Origin of the sequence: Corynebacterium argentoratense (assembly GCF_021491455.1) — a bacterium.
GTDB classification, from domain to species: Bacteria; Actinomycetota; Actinomycetes; order Mycobacteriales; family Mycobacteriaceae; genus Corynebacterium; species Corynebacterium argentoratense_A.
This window is the reverse complement of sequence record NZ_JAKETN010000003.1, coordinates 18,931-38,215: the sequence shown is the minus strand read 5'-3', so window position 1 is coordinate 38,215 and position 19,285 is coordinate 18,931. Positions and strand designations below refer to the sequence as shown.

Genomic DNA, 19,285 nt, shown 5'->3' with positions numbered 1-19,285 from the left:
GCTAGCCTAGGGGTTTATGAAAACTCTCGTGACCGGTGGCGCCGGTTTTATTGGTTCCAACCTTGTTGACCTTCTGCTATCTGAGGGCCACCAGGTCGCTGTTATCGACAATTTGTCGCGGGGCAAGCGTGAGAATCTTGCCCACGCAAATGTCGATTTTTTCGAAGCCGATATCTTGAGCGCTGACCTCGATGCACTAATTGGGCAGATTCAGCCCGAGGTGATTTTCCACCTTGCTGCGCAGATTGATGTGCGGGAGTCCGTGGCGGATCCTATTCATGACGCCGAGACAAACATCCTGGCGACCATCCGTCTTGCGGAAGCAGCGCGGCGTCATAATGTGCGCAAAATCGTGTTCACTTCTTCCGGCGGTTCCATTTACGGTGAGCCGGACACTTTCCCCGTCACCGAGGAGTTTCCCGTCGACCCGCACTCCCCCTACGCAGCTTCGAAGGTCAGTGGCGAAACCTATCTGAATACTTTCCGTCACCTCTATGGTCTGGAATGCTCGCATATCGCACCTGCGAACGTCTACGGCCCTCGCCAGGATCCTCATGGGGAGGCCGGTGTGGTGGCGATTTTCTCTCAGCGTTTGCTGGCTGGCGAGCCGACTCGTGTGTTTGGCGATGGCGGAAACACGCGCGACTATGTGTTCGTCGGCGATGTAGTTCGGGCGTTCTACCTGGCCAGCGGCGAGATCGGTGGCGGCATGCGTTTCAACATTGGCACTGGAGTGGAGACATCCGACCGCCAGTTGCACACCTTGGTTGCTGACGCCGCGGGGGCTGCGGATGATCCGGAATATGCCCCCGCGCGCCTTGGGGATGTTCCCCGTTCGTGCTTATCCTATGAGCGTGCCCACCAGGTTCTCGGGTGGAAACCTGAGGTGAGCATCGCTGATGGTGTTGCCCGCACGGTGGACTACTTCCGCAACAACTAGGGGGCTGGGATGGCCTCTTCTTCGGCTTCCTCGTCCGCTTGTTCGTCCTGCTCAAGCGCCGCACGCTTGTCTTCTTCACGAACCTTCGCGAATAGGATGACAGCCACAACGATGGCGATCCACAGCAGCACTTGTGCGTTGGTGATGTGGGAGCTCAGCTCAGCCACTTTTTCCTGAATCTGGAACTGGGTGTCTGTGGCGATCAAGCCAGGCAGGTCGGACGTTCCGTAGGTGGTGAGGAACAGTAGTCCGATGAGGATGAACAGGATGCCCGCCGCCATCGAGAAGGTGTTGAGCTTGATGGGGCCCAGCATCCAGGTTTTGCCGCGCAGCCATTGCTTGTTTCCGAGGTCGAATTGTTCCCAGAGCAGGGCGAGAATGAACAGCGGCACCGTCATTCCGAGTGCATAAGCACCCAAGACGACTGCGCCATAGATGCTGCTGGCGCTCACCATCGCTGTGGTCAACACGGCACCCAGCAGTGGGCCTGCACAGAAACCTGCGAATCCGTAGACGGCACCTAGGAGGAATTGGCCCAGCCAGCCGCTGGCGTTGACACTGCCGGACAGTTTGGACAAGCCGGGAATGTTGAAACCAAAGCCAAGGAAGGTGTAGATACCGATGAGGATCATCAGTACACCACCGACCATGATCAGAGTGCCTCTGTGTTGGGCGAGCATAGACCCGAAGGAGCCTGCCGCCGCACCCAGGGGGATCATCACTGTAGCCAGGCCGATAAAGAAGACAAAGGTGCGGGCTACCAGCTGACGTTTAGAGCCGAATGCGTAGGCAAAAAAGGCGGGCAATAACAGCGCCGAGCAGGGACTCAGCAAAGCCAAGACGCCACCGAGGAAGGCGCCTGCGATTCCGATAGTCATTAGTTCTTAGCTGCCTTCTTTGCCTCTTCTGGAACCGAGTTGATTCCCTGCTGTACTCGGGCAAGCTGGTTGTTGATAACGTCGACGAAGTTTTCGGTCGGCTGTGCACCGGCGATGAACTGGTCGCCTACGAGGAATCCCGGGGTTCCGGTGACACCAAGGCTGCTTGCGTAAGCGCGAGCCTCAGAGACAACCTGGTCGAACTTGTCGCTAGTGGCGTCTTCGCGGAACTTGTCCATGTCCTTAACGCCGGCTTCCTCGGCGAAGCGAACAAAGTCGTCGATATCGAATCCGGGGTGGCCGTTGATGTCCTTGGATGCGCTGTACAGGGCGTGCTTGAATTCTTGGAACTTGCCTTGCTCGGCGGCTGCACGACCGGCCTTCGCTGCAGCTACGGCGTTGGGGCCGTTGATAGCCATGTCGTTCCACTCGATACGGACCAGGCCCTTGTCCACGTAATCCTTGAGGATGGTGGGCTCAGTCTGGTTGGCGTAGCGAGAGCAGAAGGGGCACTCAAAGTCGGAGTATTCGCTGATCACGACGGGAGCGTCGATAGCACCGATAGCGAAGGGGTCCGCAGGGTTACGGCGGTGAATGTTGAGAATGTCCTCCTGCTTCTCCAGCGGGCCACCGGGGCCGAAGATCATCGCGTCGTAGGTGCCGTCATCGTTAGCCTTAATGGCCTTTTCAGTGCGGTCGCCTTTGCCCGGTGCCACCAGCGCGGCGAGGGCGGCCGTGTCGCCACCGTTTGCTGCATTGCCTTCACCAGTGGTCGCAGCTCCCCCAGCTGCTTCGTTGTGTGCGGTATTGTTTCCGTGTTCCCCCAAGACATATCCTCCCAGGCCTGCGATGATAATGAGCATCGCCAAAAAAGCCCAGGTTGTTTTTGTTACGTTTTTCAAAATGCTCCCTACGAGGTCGTGTGCAAGGGCCTAGCTTAGCGGATCCTCAGGCTTTATCGCATTTTGGAGGGCTACTGCGCGGGCCAAGCGCGCGTAGCGTAGCTCTTGCTCACGGAAGCGAATATAAGAGCTCAGGGTAGTAAACATGAAGGCAACAACGAGCCCATAGAGCAGCAGGTCTGTTCCGCGGCCGACGCCTACGAAGTTCGCAACTTTGGTGAGGTCTTCGGGGCGCAGCATGGCCCACACACAGGCGAAGATGAAGACGAGGAATCCGAGCTTCACGCCGGCCTTTGCGCGCGCTTTGCGCCGGTTGCCTAGGAAGTAGGCCACTAGTCCTGCGGTCGCGATGAGCAGGATGAGTTGGATGATCAGTTGTTGGCTCACGGAAGTTTCCTCGCTAGCAGTCCGTCGGACAGGATGTTGACGCCGTTGATCAGCGATTGGCCTTTGCTCATGGAGTACTCGGTGTAGAGGATGTCTACCGGCTGTTCGCTGACCTTCCAGCCTTTCTCATCCATTTGTGCGACGAATTCACTGGCGTGGCTCATTCCGTTCATGCGGATGTTGAGCTCGTCCGCGACTTTTTTGTTGAAAGCCCTCAAGCCATTGTGGGCGTCGGTGAGTCCAAGCCTGCGGGTTCGAGGGGACAGCAGCACGACTGTTTTGAGGACGATGCGTTTAATCAGAGGCACCTGGTCGTCGTCTTTTTTGGGGCCGGCGAAGCGGGTGCCGACGATGATGTCCACGTCTTCGCTTCGCAGGCGTTCGAGCATGGCGACGACGTCTTTGACTTGGTGCTGGCCGTCGGCGTCGAAGGTGACGAAGTAGCGGGCACCGGCTTGGGCGCGCGCGTATTCAACACCGGTTTGTAGCGCCGCGCCTTGCCCCAGGTTGACGGGGTGGTTGACTAGGTGCGCTCCGGCAGCGTGAATTTGTTCGGCGGAGTTGTCTGCCGATCCGTCGTTGACTGCCACGATGTTGGGGAATGTTTCTCGCGCGCCTTCGATGACGTCTTTGATGACTGATCCCTCGTTGTAACAGGGGATGATTAGCCAGGTATCGCTATTGTCCATGATGGTTGTTTACTCTAGCCGCTTGAGGCCCTGCGTGGTGGGATTGCGCGCGGATGTCACTATGCTTGGTTAAATGGATAATCGCCTGGGCATTGTGATTGTTTCTTATGGGCATGAGGGGTTGATTCCCCGACTGGTGGAGTCTTTTGCGCCTCAGCTGCGTGAGGGGGATCGTGTTGTCATTGTGGACAATAAAAAACCCTGGGGTTTTGACGCCGCGGTGGGTGCGCGTCTGCGGGGGCTGTCGCATGCTGGCTCTTTAGATATTATCGAGCACGATAATGGTGGTTTTGCTGCCGGCTGCAATGTGGGGGCGGAGGCTGCGGGGGATGTCGATGTGTTGTTCTTCCTCAATCCCGACACTTATGTCGAGGATGAGCATCTGCTGGATGTGGTGCGTCAGGGTGCACCTGAGCTTGATGCGTGGATGCCTTACCTGGTTCTGCCGGATGAGACAGTGAATTCCGCCGGCAATGCGCTTCATATTTCCGGTTTAAGCTGGGTTAATGGCTACGGTTCCGCCTGCGAGCTTCGTGATGGTTTTAGCGATATCTCTATTGCGTCCGGGGCTTGTTTGGCGGTGCGCCGTTTATGGTGGGAGCGCCTGAATGGGATGGAAACGCTGTATTTCATGTACCACGAGGACACCGATTTTTCAGCGCGTTTGTTGTTGGCCGGGGGCCGGATCGGGTTGCTGCATGGCGCCCGGGTGCACCACGAATACGACTACGAAAAAGGCGACTATAAGTGGCTGTATATTGAACGCAACCGCTTGGCTTTCATCATGGGCACGTGGCCGGCATCTGTGATCGCGGTGCTCGCACCCCAGTTGGTGGGGGTTGGTTTGGCTTTGTGGCTGATCGCCGCGAAGCAGGGGCGTCTGGGGTTGAAGGTGAAGTCGACGCGGTTACTTATCAAGGCTTTGCCGGAGATCATGGCCTTCCGCCGACGCGTGGAGCACAGTATCTCCCCAGTGGAGTTCCTCGAGCGGATGGACTACAGCGTGGACAATCCCTTCCTGGGGCCGATCTCGAAGTCTCGGCTGGCCGCGGTGGGCTATGCCGGCTACTACCGTCTAGCCCGCACAGTTTTAAAGACTGTCACACGCTAACCACGTTCTAGTGGAGCACGCGTTTGAGGTAGGCGCCGTAGCCTGATTTCATCAGTGCCTCTGCACATCGCTGAAGTTGCGCGGCGTCAATAAGCCCAGCGCGAAATGCGGCGACTTCCGGGCTTCCGATGATGGTCCCGGTGCGTTTTTGCAGAACTTCTACGTAGGCGCTGGCTTCGCTCATCGAATCGATGGTGCCGGTGTCTAGCCACACGTCACCGCGGCTCAGCCGGTGGACTTTCAACGCCCCACGCTTGAGGTACTCTTCGTTGACGCTGGTGATTTCCAGTTCGCCGCGTGCGGAAGGGGTGATGTTCTTGGCGATGTCGACAACACTGTTGTCATAGAAGTACAGGCCGACCACCGCATAGTTGGACTTGGGCTGTGCGGGCTTTTCTTCAATGGATACGGCTGTCATGGTGTCGTCGAATTCAACGACACCATAGCGCTCCGGGTCGGATACTTCGTAGGCGAACACTGTGCCGCCTTGGGGTTCACCGAGGCCCGCCAGGCTGTGGCTCAGTTGATGGCCGTCGAAGATGTTGTCGCCGAGGACTAGTGCGACGGAGTCATCCCCGATGAATTCTTCGCCGATAATGAATGCTTGGGCGAGTCCGTCGGGGCTGGGTTGTTCGGCGTAGCTGAGGCTCAGGCCCCATTCGTGGCCGTCGCCCAGGAGGCGTTCGAATTGGGGGCGGTCTTCTGGTGTGGTGATGATGAGGATCTCACGTATGCCCGCCTGGATGAGGGTGGTCAGGGGGTAGTAGACCATGGGCTTGTCGTAGATCGGCATCAGTTGTTTAGAGATGCCCCTGGTGATCGGATACAGCCGGGTGCCGGATCCGCCGGCGAGGATAATGCCCTTCATAAGGGCTTAAATTACCACTCGCCAGTCGCTGGGCTCGTAGCCAGTGGCTTGGAGTTTCGCCAGGTTGAGTGTGCTGTGCCGGGGTCGGGGTGCGGCCGCGCCGTATTCCTCGGTGCTGACGCGGGTGATGTCTGCGGGGTCTCGCCCTTCCTTTTTGAAGATTTCAGCGGCGATGTCTGCCCAGCTGGCGGGTTCGCCGGCGCAGCTGACGTTGAAGGTTCCTGTTGCGCCGAGTGCATTGAGGTGGTCAATGGCGCGGGCGATTTCTTCGGCTGTGGTCAAGCGGCCGATCTGATCGTCGACAACTCGGGGGTTGACGCCGCGTGCGGCCAGGTCGCGCATGATGCCGACGAAGTTGCGTCCGTGGCCGATAACCCAGCTTGTGCGGATGATGAGGTGGTCGGGGCAGGTCGCTGCGGCGATGTCACCGGCGGCTTTAGTCTGACCGTAGACACCGAGCGGAGTGAATGCTTCCTCTTCGTCGTGGATTTCTTGGGTGCCGTCGAAGACATAGTCGCTGGAGACGTGCACGAGTCGGATGCGATGTTCCGTTGCTAGGCGTGCGAGGGTGGCGACGCCGCGAGCGTTGGTGGCCCAGGCGTCCGCGCGGCCTTCGTCTTCCGCGGCGTCAACCTTTGTGTAGGCGGCTGCGTTGATGATGGTGCCGACTTGGCGCCAGTCACGCATGCCTTTCAGGGTGTCGTAGTCGATTGCCCCGATGTCGAGGGTGGAGCGGTCCCAGTATTCGGCAGTGTCTCCGAGCACATCGCGCAATGCGTGGCCAAGTTGTCCGCCTGCGCCGACGACGAGGGTAGTGGTGGGCGGCACAGGGGTTGCGTCGGCCAGCTGGGGGTGGTTGCGGTCTTTGTCGGAAATTTCGGCCTGGTCAAGGCTGATGGGCCAGTCGATCATGTCGAGGTTGACGAAGTAGTATTTCGCGTCCGGGTACCAGTGGTCGTTGACTAAGTAGGAATAGACGGTGCCGTCGACCTGCGCTTGGAATCCATTGGCGACGCCGCGGGGCACAAACACCGCCACGCTGGGGTCAATGGTGTGCGTGTAGGTCTGCCCGTAGGTGGGGCTTCCTTCGCGTAGGTCGCACCACGCCCCGAAGACTTCTCCGGTGGCGACGGATACAAGCTTGTCCCATGGTTCGGCGTGAAGCCCGCGGGTGACCCCGGCTTTAGCGTTGAAGGACATGTTGTTTTGCACGGGCCCAAAGTCGAGCATTTTTTCCCGTTGCCAGTTTTCTTTGAACCAGCCGCGGTTGTCGCCGTGGACGGGCAGTGTGAAAACATCGAGGCCTTCAATGGGGGTGTGGGTGCGCGTGAGCTCTTTGCCGAACATGTGTGTTTCCTTGGTGTTATGGGGCTTATTGGCCGCGGGCGGCGTAGGTGTTTTCGACCTGCTCTTTTTCGCCTTGCCACCAGTCGGTGTTGTCCCGATACCACTGGATGGTGTGGGTGAGTCCGTCGCGTAGGTCTTTGTCGGTGTACTGGGGTTGCCAGCCGAGTTCGCGGCGGAGTTTGGTGGAGTCCATGGCGTAGCGCATGTCGTGGCCGGGGCGGTCGGCGACGTGTTCGTAGCCGGGTGCGTCCATGAGTTCGCAGATTATTTCGATGACTTGTTTGTTGTTCACATGGTCATTGTCTGCGCCGATGATGTAGGTTTCGCCGATTGTTCCGCGTTCGAGGATGAGGTGGACGGCGGTGTTGTGGTCGTCAACATGGATCCAGTCGCGGACTTGCTCCCCGGTGCCGTAGAGCTTAGGGGTGCGGCGGGAGAGGATGTTGGTGATTTGTCGGGGGATGAATTTTTCGATGTGCTGGTAGGGCCCGTAGTTGTTGGAGCAGTTGGAGATGGTTGCTTGGAGCCCGAAGCTGCGGATCCATGCGCGCACCAGGTGGTCGCTGCCTGCCTTTGTTGAGGAGTACGGGCTGGAGGGATTGTAGGGGGTGCTTTCGGTGAAGCGGTTGGGGTCGTCGAGTTCGAGGTCTCCGAAGACCTCATCGGTAGAGATGTGGTGGAAGCGTTTATCGTGCTTGCGTGCGGCTTCGAGCAAAGTAAAAGTGCCGATGATGTTGGTGTCGACGAATGGCCGGGGGTTGGCCAGGGAGTTATCGTTGTGGCTTTCCGCAGCGAAATGGACGATGACGTCGCATCGCTGAACGAGGGCGTCGATGAGTGCGGCGTCGCAAATGTCACCGTGAACAAATTCGAGTCGGTCGGCGTAGTCGCCTGCGCCGTGGTCACCGTCGAGTGGGAGGTTGGCGCGGTTGCCTGCATAGGTGAGTTTGTCGACGACAATCACCTTGTACTGGGGGTATTTGTCGAGTGTGAGTCGAACGAAATTGGCTCCAATAAATCCGGCGCCACCGGTGACCAGCAAAGTCTTCATGGTGGCTGATTCTAGCGCCTTTGGTTGAGTGGGTGGTCTAGCGGCGCAGCCCGATGCTCTGGACGATGGTGCCGACCAGGGGCCCCATGGTCAGCGCGAGTATCGCGTTGACGGCAAGGCTATAGGGCAGCAGCAGAGCCCCTATGGCGATAAGCGTGGCGATAACCCAACCCAGTAGGTACAGGCCGTGTTTTTCGGCTGCTATGCAGGCGGTACCCACCACCATCATGGTGGCGGTGCATGCGGCACCAATGGTGTAAGCGGCTAGTGCCCATCCGGGTACGGCGAAGGTGTCTCGGCGTAGGACCACCATGATGAGCCAGGGCCCCAGCAGCCATGCGGCGAGTGCTCCCACGCTGCCGACTGCCCACACGATCACCAGGGGCCCTTTGAGTGCTTGGGCTAGGCGGTGCCGGTTGTCGACGAAGCGCACGATGAGTGCCGATTGGAATTGCTGCAGTGGTACAAGCAGCGGGGCGCGGGTGAGCATCACGGCATAGATAACACCGGCGGCAGTGATGGCCTGCCCGGTGGTGTCGGGGTTGGTGAATTTCACCAGGGTGGGGAAACCAACGATCAGCACGGCCGTTGCGCCTGCCGCGGCCATCGCAGTCAGGCTGCGTCGCATGAACACCCCCGTCGCACAGTCCGCAGTGCTCTTCATCGCTTCACGCACCGGCGCGGACAACAAAGCGAGGAACATCCAAGACGCTGCCCCCATGACGGTGATGATCATGAACGCCACAAGTTCGTAGCCTGCCAACCACGCCCCCACCGCAGCGACCATGCGCACTGCAGAATCCGACCCAATAAGCAACGCATACTGGGGCCACAATTGGTGAGCGGACAAAACACCAGCGACAGCTGCCTGTACCGCATAGCTGCCCAATCCCACGGCTAATAGTCCTGCGCCGAGCCCAACAGAGTGAGACACGATCTGCCCCATCCATAGCGGCGACGATAGTGCGATACCGGCGGCAAGCACCGCCCCCACGATCCACGCCAAACGCACAGGGTGCGCGGTGTCCCGCGACGTCATCACTTGAGAAATCCTCGCGGCCGATACAGAACGCGTTGTTTCCTGCATGAAACCCGTGAGCACACCGGTGCCCGTGAAAAACAGGCCCCAGTAGGCGCTGAAGTCTGCGGTGAGTTCCGCATCCGCACCCAATGCCCATGCGGCGACGATCACGACAACAAAACCGGAAATTCCCGCCAAGGCGGTGGCGATGGTCAGGTACCTCATAGTTGCGGCAGCTCCCGGCTGTAGATCCACTGCTTGAGCAGTTCGTCGATGGGTGCGTCGGACTGGGCCGACAGGTGGTTGCGAAGGTCGATGGGTTCGACGACTCCATGACGGCCATCGGCGACATAGGCGCGCAGCGCAGCAAAAAAGGCCTCGTCACCCATGTGGCGGCGCAGGACGTGAATGGCGATGGCTCCGCGTTTGTAGACGCGGTCGTCGAACATGTCGCGGGTGCCCGGGTCCCCAACCAGGATGTCCTGCGGTTTGGCGGCGAGGCCGTCGTAATGTTCCCGCACAATCGCGTCGATGTCGTAGCCGCGGCTTTCGAACCACAGCCATTCGCTGTAGCAGGCCAGCCCCTCATTGAGCCAAATATCGTCCCATTGCGCCAGGCCAAGGCTGTTGCCGAACCATTGATGGGACAGTTCGTGAGCGATAAGCCGCTCCCACGTGCCGTGTCCTGTGGCATGGTTGGCGCCGAATATCGACAGGCCTTGTGCTTCGAGGGGGATTTCCAGGTCGTCTTCGGTCACGACGCATGCGTAGCGGCTAAAGGGGTAGGGGCCAAACAGCTGGGTGTAGGCCTCAAGCATGGCCTGTTGGTTGGCGAAGTCTGCCTCAATGCGTTTTCTTAAGGCATGGTCGCGGGGAATGTAGATCTCGATCGGCACGGGTGATGACGCCGCGTCTACCTTGATGTATTCACCTACCTGCACGGTCGCAAGGTAGGAGGCCATGGGTTGTGGCATACGGTAGTGCCAGGTGGTGCGGCTGCTTTTGCGGGTGGTTGATTCAAGATTGCCGTTGCAGATCACCGTGAACGGGTTGCAGGCGGTGACGTGAAAGTCATAGGTGGCTTTTTCGTCGGGGGTGTCGTCGCAGGGGTAGAAACTGCGTGCGCCGCAGGGCTGGCTGGCAACCAGGCTTCCATTGCGTAGTTCCTCCCAGCCGATGTCTCCCCAAGGGCTGGCGACAGGCCGTGGCGTTCCGGAATATGTGATTGCCAGGGTGAATTCCTGGTCGGCTGGCAGCTCGGTTGCGAAGGTGATGTGCAGTTTGTCGGAGTGGTGGCGGGTGCGCGCCACGGATAATCCCCGGCCCTGGGCACGTACTTTTGCGACTTTGAGGTTGTTGCTTAAGTCGAGGGTGAGGGTCTTTATCGGGCGGTAGTTGTCGACGGTGAGTATGGCGGTGCCGGCTAGTCGGTTGTTCACTACTCGATAGTCAAGCTCGAGGTCGTAGTGGCGGACGTGGAATCCGAGGTTGAAGTCGATCCCGGTGTATCGGTCCGTGGTCCCGGGGATGGGGGTTTTGCGGCTCACCTTTGAAGACTGTACTAGCAGCAGATGCATAGGGGGAATACGCAGTGCGATTTTTTATAGCGAAACACCCCGCAGCGTGTGCAACGCTGCGGGGTGTTTATGCGACTGGTGCGGCTGTTACTTATACGCCCAGTGCGGGTGCGAACACTGCCCAGGAGTCACGCAGGTCGTCTTCCCAGTAGCCCCAGGAGTGTGTGCCCATGGGACGGAAGTTCCAGGTGGCAGGGATACCCGCAGCGTCAAGCTTTGCCTTGAGGTCGTGGGTGCAGACGTTGGTCACGCCTTCGATAACGCCGCCGTTGATCACCTGGGTGGCAACGTTGGAGGAGTCACCACCGGTGCGGGGGCTGGCGTAGAGATCCCAGTGACCAGCCAGACCAGAGCTGTTGGAGATGTACATCGGGCCGCTGAGCTTGTTGGCGTTGATCAGGGCATCGTTGTAGATGCGGTTGGGGGAACCCTTGGGGCCCCACATCTGCTCCAGGGTGGCGTCGCCGCGGTTGAGGGTCAGCATCGCGCCGAATTCACCGAGGCCATCGTTGGTCTGTGCACAACCGGAGTAAGAACCGATTGCGTCGTAGAAACCGGGGTGGTGCTCTGCGTAGAGCAGGGTGGTGGTTGCGGACATCGACATACCTGCGATAGCGCGCTTCTCATTAGCGCCCAGTGCCTTTTCGAGGGGCTCGGGGAGTTCCTTAGTCATGAAGGTTTCCCACATCTGCTTGCCGCCGAGGGTGGCGTTCTCGCCTACCCAGTCGGTGTAGTAAGAGAACTTGCCAGACATCGGGATGACGACGTTGACGTTCTTGTCCAGGTAGAAGTTGATGATGTCGGTCTGAGCCACCCAGTTTGCGCGGCCTTCGCCACCGTCGCCACCGTTGAGCATGTACAGGATGGGGCGGGGAACGGAGTTGTCCGCCGGTGTGATGACCAACAAGGGAATGTCACGGTTCATGGAAGGCGAGTGCGCCCATACTTCCTTGACTCGGCCGGGGTAGTTCTTGACTGTCTCACGCCAGATGGGGTCTTTGTCAAGAGCTTTTTCGCCGATGGTGACGGTTGCCCGTGGGGTGTCGCCCGCTAGCTCGGCTGCCGGCATTGCATGTGCGCTGGGAGCTGCGGCAACGAGTGCGGCAGTCAGAAGCGCGGTGACCGCGATTTTTTTCATGAAAGTCCCTACCAGATGTGAACAGAGTTAAAAATGTTACAAGCTCGTGTTCCAAGCTATCAGAACACGCAGGCTTTTTACTAGCTTGTTTATATGAAATGTGGCTGAAATGTTACGTTTTGCTGGTTGCTGCCGATAGTGTGGGCAGTAATTGTACTTTTTACCTTCCCTCAAGGAGCATCATGAATCCCGCACAGATCTTCGACAACATCATCATCGCCATCAACTCTTTCCTCGGCCAGATCCTCCACGCAGGTTCTTCCGCAACCAGCTTCGTGGCCAACGCATTGGGCTCCATCTAAAAAACTGATCATCCCCAAAAAGCTGGGTGCTACCGATATTGGTAGCACCCAGCTTTTTCTTCGCCCTTATTTAGACCCACAAGCTGGCGAAGGGTTCGAAGGGGAGGTTTCTTATAACCCCCCACACCACGACTATCGCGAGCGTGACACTGGCTGCGTGTTTCCACTGCCCTATTCCAGTCCATTGCTTGCCGTTGTCGCGCGCGACCCATGCAACCCAGGTCCACGCCAGAACAATAAGGAATGCCAACGCCACGGCGTTGTAATGGATCGCCGCAGCGATATCGCCGCTGGTCAGTGAATAGATCATCCTCGATGTGCCGCACCCGGGGCAGCACACCCCGAATAGTGCCTTGGATGGGCATGTGGGGATGGCACCACCCGGCACGGTGGGGTTGGCCATATGAACGCACACAGCTCCCACAGCGCCGATCGCTATGGGAGCTAAGTGGCTAAGCCGAAGTCTGATGTTCACGGCAAATCAGTATAGATCTAAGTGCTGCACGGCAGAGCCGTTGGCAATGTTTAGTAGCCGACAGCTGTGGTATCGCCGCCGCTCAGTGCCAGGACGACGCCGTAGATAATGCCACCGACAATGCCGAGGACGATACTGGCAATCATCCAGAGCTTCGCGGTCTTGGAGGCCTGCTGTGCACCAGCAATGTCGCCGGCGTTGTAGAGCTTGTCGACCTTAAGGGACATGATGATGCCAACGATACCTGCAGGCAAGCAGCAGAAGATTGTGGCCAGGATGTTGGGGATGAGGAAGTTGTTGGGCTTCATCATGCCATTGCCCGGCTGCGGGGGCTGCTGGGGCTGTGGTGCGCTGGGGTAAGTCATAAAAGGCTTCACTCCTAAAAACTTGGGTGCAGTAGTGGCAACTGCACTCGATCTGGGTGTGACCTGGTTGCAGATCACTTGGCACTGAGGCTAGCACACAGTGACCTCCAACACCCCAATTACCCCTAAGTGGGATCAATCCATCAGGCAGCTAGGGCTGGGCCGCGCCCTTCTGTCTCATTGATCGGCTGGCCCGCCTCTATAATCACCCACTAGGCCTTTTTCGCAGCCTTTTTGGTGGTTTTACGACCCTTTTTGACCGTCCGCTTGGTGGTTTTCTTTGCGGGAGCCTTTGCGCGGCGTTCGCTCAGCAACTCGCATGCTCGGGCATCAGTCATGGTTTCGGGGGTGTCGCCCTTACGCAGGGAGGCATTGGTCGTGCCGTCTGTGACGTAGGGGCCGAAGCGCCCATCCTTGATGACCATCGGCTTGCCGGACACGTCGTTGAGCCCGAGGGTGCGCAGTGCGCTTGCTGACGTCGCGCCACGCCCGCGTCGCTTGGGCTCGGCGTAGATCTTCTTGGCTTCGTCGAGGGTGATGCTGAAGATTTGGTCCTCGCTGCTGAGGCTGCGGGAATCACTACCCTTCTTCAAGTAGGGGCCGTAGCGACCGTTTTGGGCGGTGATCATTTCTTCACCGTCCATGCCGACCTCACGAGGAAGGCTCAGCAGTTGTAGTGCCTCATCCAGGGTGACCGTGGCGGTTTCCATGCTGCTAAACAGTGATGCTGTCGCAGGCTTGAGGGTTTCCTCGATGACCTGGTTGATGCGCTTTTCTTTAGCTGCAGCAGCGGTTTTGGTTTCCCAGTTCTTAGGCTTCTTACCTTCTGCTGCGCGCTGCGCATCTTCGGCTGCGCGTTCGTCTGCGACGACCTTTTCGGCAACCTTGAGGGCGCCGGCCTTTTCCTCATCGGTAACCAATTCGGTGACGTAGGCACCAAAGCGGCCTTCCTTTGCGACGATCATGCGACCGTTGGCGGGGTTGCGGCCCAATTCGCGACCCGACTGCGGGGTGGCGAAAAGTTTTTCAGCGGTCTCGAGATCGAGCTCATCCGGGGTCATTGCGTCGGGCAGGTTTGCGCGCTGATGCTCGGGGTTGCCCTCCGAATCGGTGCCGACGACCCGCTCGAGGTAGGGGCCGAACTTGCCGACGCGCACGATGATCGGGCGCCCTTCGGAGTCATCAAACAGGCGCAGGGAGTTCACTTCCCGGGCGTCGATGTGCTCGAGGTTGTCGCCGACCAGGTGCTTCAACCCGCCCAGGCGGGCGATAGAATCAGCCATGTTGTCACTGGCTTTGTCATTACCGAAGTAGAAGCCGTTGAGCCACTCCGTGCGGTTTTCCTGCCCGGCGGCGATCTCATCGAGCTCGTCTTCCATTGAGGAGGTGAAGTCGTAGTCCACCAGGGAGCTGAAGGAGGATTCCATCAGTCCGACCACGGCGAACGCCACCCAGCTGGGCACGAGCGCATTGCCGCGGGAGTAGACGTAGCCGCGGTCTTGAATAGTTTTGATGATGGATGCGTAGGTCGACGGGCGGCCGATACCTAGGTCCTCCATCTTTTTCACCAAGGAGGCTTCGGTGTAGCGCGCAGGGGGGTTGGTGGAGTGCTCATCCGCCAGAAGGTTCAGCACATCAAGTTTTTGGCCTTCGTCCAGCAGAGGCAGGCGTTTTTCAGCATTATCGGCGACATCGCGTCCATCAGCGGTGCGGCTGGTTTCGACGTAGGCACGCAGGAAACCGGGGAAGACGATGGTGCGGCCGGTTGCGCTGAACTCGCACTCATTGGCGCTGATAGAGACCTTGACCGACATGCCTTTGGCGTCAGCCATCTGACAGGCGACGGTGCGCTGCCAAATCAGTTCGTAGAGTTTGTATTCTTCCGCGTCCAGTACGCCTCGCAGCTGTTCGGGGGTGCTGAAGCGCTCGCCGGCGGGGCGGATAGCCTCGTGGGCTTCCTGCGAGTTTTTGACCTTGCGGGTGTACTGGCGCGGCTGGGGCGAGACGTATTCGGGCCCGTAGAGTTCGCGGGCCTGAGCGCGCGCGGCGTCAATACCTGACTGACTCAGCGATGTGGAGTCGGTACGCATATAGGTAATGTGCCCGTTTTCGTACAGCCGCTGCGCGATCCGCATGGTGCGCTCGGAGGTGTAGTGGAGTTTTCGCCCGGCCTCTTGCTGCAGCGTTGAGGTCATAAACGGCGGGTAGGGGCGGCGAGTGTAGGGCTTTTCCTCAACCGAGTCGACGGTAGCGGACGCCCCCTCGAGAGAGTTCGCCAGGGATTCGGCGCGCTGCTTATCGACAATAATGACGCCGGCTTTGGTTGCGGCCGCGGTGAGCTTACCGTCGTCGCCGAAATCACGGCCGGCAGCGACGCGTGAGCCTTCTACGGCGGTCAGACGCGCATCAAACTGCGAGGGGTTGGTGGCGGTGGATACTCCCCCGGCATCGAATGTGGCAACAATGTCCCAATATTCGGCGGAGGTGAAGTTCATGCGTTCACGCTCGCGCTCAACAATCACGCGGGTAGCGACGGACTGCACGCGGCCGGCGGACAGACGAGGCATGACCTTCTTCCACAGCACCGGGGACACTTCGTAGCCGTAGAGACGGTCGAGGATGCGGCGGGTTTCCTGCGCATCAACCAGGTTGTCGTCGAGCTCGCGAGTGTTTTCCGCCGCCGCGAGGATAGCCGGCTTGGTGATCTCGTTGAACACCATTCGGCGCACTGGAACCTTGGGCTTGAGCACCTCGAGAAGGTGCCAGGCGATTGCTTCGCCCTCACGGTCGGGGTCTGTCGCAAGGTAGAGCTCATCGACCTGCTTGAGCTTCGCCTTGAGGTCGGCAACCTTTTTCTTCTTGTCGGGGCTCACCACATACAGGGGTGCAAAGTCGTGTTCGACGTCGACACCCAGGCGGGCCCACTTTTCTTTTTTATACTTGGCGGGCACGTCGGCAGCGCCACGGGGAAGGTCACGAATGTGTCCCACCGAGGCTTCCACGATGTAGTCGCTGCCCAGATAAGGGGCGATCTTTTTCGCTTTTGTCGCCGACTCGACAATGACCAGGCGTTTAGTTCCTGCTTGCTGCTGTGCCACGAGTTGTTGCCTAACGTCTTTTTAGTGAAGTGTCCTACACAGACTACACAGTAATAATAAAAAAGCTGCGCGGTGATTTCTCACCACGCAGCTTTGACAAGCTCACGTCAGCCGTTTTTAGACAGCGGTAACGTTCTGAGCCTGGGGGCCCTTGGCACCTTCGCCGACCTCAAATTCGACGAGCTGGTTCTCTTCCAGGCTACGGAAACCGTTGCCCTGAATCTCGGAGTAGTGGACGAAAACGTCCGCAGAACCGTCAGCGGGAGCGATGAAGCCGTAGCCCTTCTCCGCGTTGAACCATTTCACAGTTCCCTGTGCCATTGCAATACCTTCTTAATCTTCGTTGTACAGCACCGCCCATACTTCAGGTGGCGCTAGGCACAGCGATTCCGTCTACCCCGATGATTCGTGATAACAAAAATTACTAGCCTGGATCTAGTGTGTCATAACAAGCGAACAAAAAACACCCCAATAATGAAAATAATTACTAAGCAGCTGCTCAGGGCATAAAAGAAAGTTTGACAGGTGGCCGACAAAAACCCCTTTTTTGGTGAAGAGATCGGAAAAATACTCGCCAATAGTCTTCCGGACTCGCGCGTGACACACATGCACACCATCCCGCCTCGGTCGGCCTCCTACGCACCCTGGCCGGAATGGGCCACTGATGCCCCCTGGCTCAAAGACATCGTCGATGGCAACCAGCTGTACACCCATCAAGCGCAGTTCGCTGAAGCCGCCTTTGCCGGACGCGACGTCATTATTTCTACGGGCACGTCCTCCGGTAAGTCCTTGGCCTACCTGCTGCCCGTGCTGTGCACCCTCAACGCCGACAAGCACGCTTGCGCGATCTACCTCAGCCCAACAAAATCTCTCGGCGCCGACCAGCTGCGCAAACTCAACAGGATCAACGCACCGGGGGTGGTGGTGGCCCCCTATGATGGCGATACCCCCGCGCACACCCGCTCGACTATCCGCAACGAGGCCCGTTTTGTTCTGAGCAATCCCGACATGCTGCACATGATCCTGGGCAATCATGAAAAGTGGGCGCGCCTGCTGCGCAATCTGCGCTTCGTCATCATCGATGAAGCGCACGTCTACCGCGGACTTTTTGGCGCAAACGTCTCGTGGCTCATCCGACGTTTACTGCGTGTGTGCAGGCGGTATGGCTCCTCGCCTGTGCTGCTGTTCGCGTCGGCAACCATCAACGACCCCGCAGAGCATGCCGAGCGTCTGGGCGGGCGGGACGTATTGGCTATCGAGGAGGACCACTCGCCCCAAGGTCCCCGCACGATCATGCTGTGGGAGCCCGGATTGAAGGATGATCAGACCGGAACGCCAGGGGTCGGCGAGCTGGTGTCGCAGCGCATTTCCGCTTCCGCTGACGCCGCGCGGCTCATGGCTACCGCTGTGGACGAGGGCGCGCGCACGCTCTGCTTCACCCGTTCGCGGCGTCAGGCAGAGCAGGTGGCGTTGCATGTCCAGGAGTTAACGGACGCCCCGGTGGCGAGCTATAGGGCTGGCTATCTTCCAGAGGAGCGCCGTGCCCTCGAACGCGCATTGGACGAGGGTCAGCTGATGGGCGTGGCGGCAACCAACGCATTGGAGTTAGGTATTGACGTCGGGGGGCTGGATGTTGTCGTGTGCGCTGGCTACCCGGGTACGGTCGCGAGTTTTTGGCAACAGGCTGGTCGCGCTGGCCGTCGCGGCCAGGGTTCTTTGGTGGTGTTGGTTGCTCGCGATGACCCGATGGACATGTTCATGGTTCACCACCCGGATAGATTGCTGGGAACACCGGTTGAGCGCAGCGTTTTTAATCCCCTCAACCCTTTCATCCTCAAGGGGCATTTGTGGTGTGCTGCATCCGAGGTTCCGTTGTCACTCGAGGAGGCAGCCGAGTTTCCAGATGTCATCGACGAGTTGGCTGCCGAGGGGCTGCTTGTTCGGCGGTCACGCGGGGTCTTTGCTCGGGAACCGGGTGCGCATGGGCATGTTCAGATGCGCGGCCAGTCCTCCCAGGTGTTGATCGTTGAGGACACCGGAAGGGTGTTGGGCACCGTGGACAGCGGGCGTGCACCAGCGCAAGTGCATCCGGGGGCTGTGTATGTGCACAGGGGTGAGACCTTTGTTGTTGACTCTTTGGATCTCGACGAAGGCTTGGCGATGGTTCACTCGCAGTGCCCGGAGTGGACGACTTTTGCCCGTTCAACGACTGATATTCGCATCATTGATCCCCCTGAACAGATCTCGGTGTCTACGCCCGCACCGGGAGTGGAATTGGCGTGCGTCAACGTGGAAGTCACCGATCGCGTGGTCGGTTATGTCCGGAAGCTTCGTGACGGCAGCGGGGTGATTCCCGCCCCCAATGGTTCGCAAATGATCGCCCTGGACATGCCTCCCAGCACGGTGTCTACTAGGGCGGTTGTGTACACGATCGACCCGGGTTTGCTCGCGGAGCTTCCCGATATCCCCGGCGCGCTGCATGCTGCGGAGCATGCAGCCATTGGCTTGTTGCCGTTGATTGCAACATGCGATCGTTGGGACATCGGCGGTGTCTCGACGGCTGTCCATGCAGACACAGGTATGCCCACGGTGTTTGTCTATGACGGGCATGCCGGAGGAGCTGGTTTTTCCGATGCCGGTCACGAGCGTTTTCGTGAGTGGATTTCCGCCACGTTGGAACGGGTGGAGCACTGTGATTGCTCAGCCGGCTGCCCTTCCTGTATCCAATCCCCCAAGTGCGGTAACGGCAATCAGCCGCTGCACAAGGCTGGGGCTATTTTTGTGTTGCGTCTTCTATTGGGCCTGCCCGCGACTGTGCCCGCGAAGTCCTAACGATGACGTCGAGTCCGGCTATGGTGCAGGTGTCGATGCTGATGCCGTGGGCGTCCGCCACCTGATGTGCGCTAGTGCAGGGGTCGCGTTGGGTAGGTGACCACAGCGCCTGTGCAGCTGCTACTGCTGCCAAGTCTGCTGCTACTTGGTGGATGTGGCGCTCCGCAACGTGCCCTATGGCAGCAGCAATAGTCAGCATCACTGCGACGAGTGCTGCTAGGAGACCGGCCGTGGTCACGCTAGCGTAGCCAGAATCCCCAGCCTCTGGTGGCGGCGTGTGGGCAGTGTCGTCGGAGCGTTCCAC

At 59.0% G+C, this 19,285-nt stretch carries 18 protein-coding genes; 3 read left to right on the top strand and 15 right to left on the bottom strand.

What is annotated here, in order from left to right:
- The first annotated feature begins 16 nt into the window (after positions 1 to 16).
- Positions 17 to 940, top strand: coding sequence for an NAD-dependent epimerase/dehydratase family protein (locus L1C91_RS04520; protein ID WP_234858234.1), 924 nt, complete (start codon positions 17 to 19; stop codon positions 938 to 940).
- On the opposite strand, the gene L1C91_RS04515 is transcribed toward L1C91_RS04520, so the two are convergent.
- The 4 genes from L1C91_RS04515 to L1C91_RS04500 form a co-directional block, all read right to left on the bottom strand.
- Positions 937 to 1,818 carry a cytochrome c biogenesis CcdA family protein gene (locus L1C91_RS04515; RefSeq protein WP_234858233.1) on the bottom strand — a complete coding sequence of 294 codons (882 nt, stop codon included), beginning with the start codon at positions 1,816 to 1,818 and terminating at the stop codon, positions 937 to 939. The genes L1C91_RS04520 and L1C91_RS04515 overlap by 4 nt on opposite strands.
- On the bottom strand, positions 1,818 to 2,681 hold the full coding sequence (locus tag L1C91_RS04510; protein WP_234858430.1) for a DsbA family protein: 864 nt from the start codon (positions 2,679 to 2,681) through the stop codon (positions 1,818 to 1,820). The genes L1C91_RS04515 and L1C91_RS04510 overlap by 1 nt, the downstream gene beginning before the upstream one ends.
- A gap of 69 nt (positions 2,682 to 2,750) precedes the next feature.
- Positions 2,751 to 3,107 carry a DUF2304 domain-containing protein gene (locus L1C91_RS04505; protein ID WP_234858232.1) on the bottom strand — a complete coding sequence of 119 codons (357 nt, stop codon included), beginning with the start codon at positions 3,105 to 3,107 and terminating at the stop codon, positions 2,751 to 2,753.
- Complete coding sequence (locus L1C91_RS04500; RefSeq protein WP_020975471.1) at positions 3,104 to 3,796, bottom strand: glycosyltransferase family 2 protein; 693 nt, start codon at positions 3,794 to 3,796, stop codon at positions 3,104 to 3,106. The genes L1C91_RS04505 and L1C91_RS04500 overlap by 4 nt, the downstream gene beginning before the upstream one ends.
- Before the next feature lie 73 nt (positions 3,797 to 3,869).
- Between L1C91_RS04500 and L1C91_RS04495 the strand changes: the two genes are divergently transcribed.
- Positions 3,870 to 4,907, top strand: coding sequence for a glycosyltransferase family 2 protein (locus L1C91_RS04495; protein WP_234858231.1), 1,038 nt, complete (start codon positions 3,870 to 3,872; stop codon positions 4,905 to 4,907).
- Positions 4,908 to 4,914: 7 nt separating this feature from the next.
- On the opposite strand, the gene rfbA is transcribed toward L1C91_RS04495, so the two are convergent.
- The 10 genes from rfbA to L1C91_RS04445 all read right to left on the bottom strand — a co-directional run bounded on the left by rfbA (position 4,915) and on the right by L1C91_RS04445 (position 16,470).
- Positions 4,915 to 5,775, bottom strand: coding sequence for a glucose-1-phosphate thymidylyltransferase RfbA (gene rfbA / locus L1C91_RS04490; RefSeq protein ID WP_234858230.1), 861 nt, complete (start codon positions 5,773 to 5,775; stop codon positions 4,915 to 4,917).
- A 6-nt stretch (positions 5,776 to 5,781) separates the two neighbouring features.
- On the bottom strand, positions 5,782 to 7,122 hold the full coding sequence (locus L1C91_RS04485) for a sugar nucleotide-binding protein (protein WP_234858229.1): 1,341 nt from the start codon (positions 7,120 to 7,122) through the stop codon (positions 5,782 to 5,784).
- 25 nt (positions 7,123 to 7,147) lie between these two features.
- Positions 7,148 to 8,173, bottom strand: a complete 1,026-nt coding sequence (rfbB, locus tag L1C91_RS04480) for a dTDP-glucose 4,6-dehydratase (protein WP_234858228.1) — start codon at positions 8,171 to 8,173, stop codon at positions 7,148 to 7,150.
- A gap of 37 nt (positions 8,174 to 8,210) precedes the next feature.
- A complete protein-coding gene (locus L1C91_RS04475) occupies positions 8,211 to 9,419 on the bottom strand; it encodes a hypothetical protein (RefSeq protein ID WP_234858227.1) in 1,209 nt (402 codons plus the stop codon).
- Entirely contained in the window at positions 9,416 to 10,771 is a 1,356-nt protein-coding gene (locus L1C91_RS04470) for a M1 family metallopeptidase (RefSeq protein ID WP_234858226.1), read from the bottom strand. The genes L1C91_RS04475 and L1C91_RS04470 overlap by 4 nt, the downstream gene beginning before the upstream one ends.
- A 91-nt stretch (positions 10,772 to 10,862) precedes the next feature.
- On the bottom strand, positions 10,863 to 11,909 hold the full coding sequence (locus L1C91_RS04465; protein WP_234858225.1) for an alpha/beta hydrolase: 1,047 nt from the start codon (positions 11,907 to 11,909) through the stop codon (positions 10,863 to 10,865).
- 372 nt (positions 11,910 to 12,281) lie between these two features.
- Entirely contained in the window at positions 12,282 to 12,614 is a 333-nt protein-coding gene (locus L1C91_RS04460; protein ID WP_268836490.1) for a DUF2752 domain-containing protein, read from the bottom strand.
- Positions 12,615 to 12,736: 122 nt separating this feature from the next.
- The gene (locus tag L1C91_RS04455) at positions 12,737 to 13,051 is read right to left on the bottom strand and encodes a CD225/dispanin family protein (protein WP_234858223.1); all 315 of its coding nucleotides are present in this window, start codon (positions 13,049 to 13,051) and stop codon (positions 12,737 to 12,739) included.
- A gap of 212 nt (positions 13,052 to 13,263) precedes the next feature.
- Positions 13,264 to 16,149, bottom strand: coding sequence for a type I DNA topoisomerase (topA, locus tag L1C91_RS04450; RefSeq protein ID WP_234858222.1), 2,886 nt, complete (start codon positions 16,147 to 16,149; stop codon positions 13,264 to 13,266).
- Between the two features lie 117 nt (positions 16,150 to 16,266).
- Positions 16,267 to 16,470, bottom strand: a complete 204-nt coding sequence (locus tag L1C91_RS04445) for a cold-shock protein (protein WP_020975459.1) — start codon at positions 16,468 to 16,470, stop codon at positions 16,267 to 16,269.
- 204 nt (positions 16,471 to 16,674) lie between these two features.
- On the opposite strand from L1C91_RS04445, the gene L1C91_RS04440 reads away from it, so the two are divergent.
- Complete coding sequence (locus L1C91_RS04440; protein ID WP_234858221.1) at positions 16,675 to 18,981, top strand: DEAD/DEAH box helicase; 2,307 nt, start codon at positions 16,675 to 16,677, stop codon at positions 18,979 to 18,981.
- Here the strand turns inward: L1C91_RS04440 and L1C91_RS04435 are convergent.
- Entirely contained in the window at positions 18,923 to 19,285 is a 363-nt protein-coding gene (locus tag L1C91_RS04435; protein ID WP_234858220.1) for an Rv3654c family TadE-like protein, read from the bottom strand. The genes L1C91_RS04440 and L1C91_RS04435 overlap by 59 nt on opposite strands.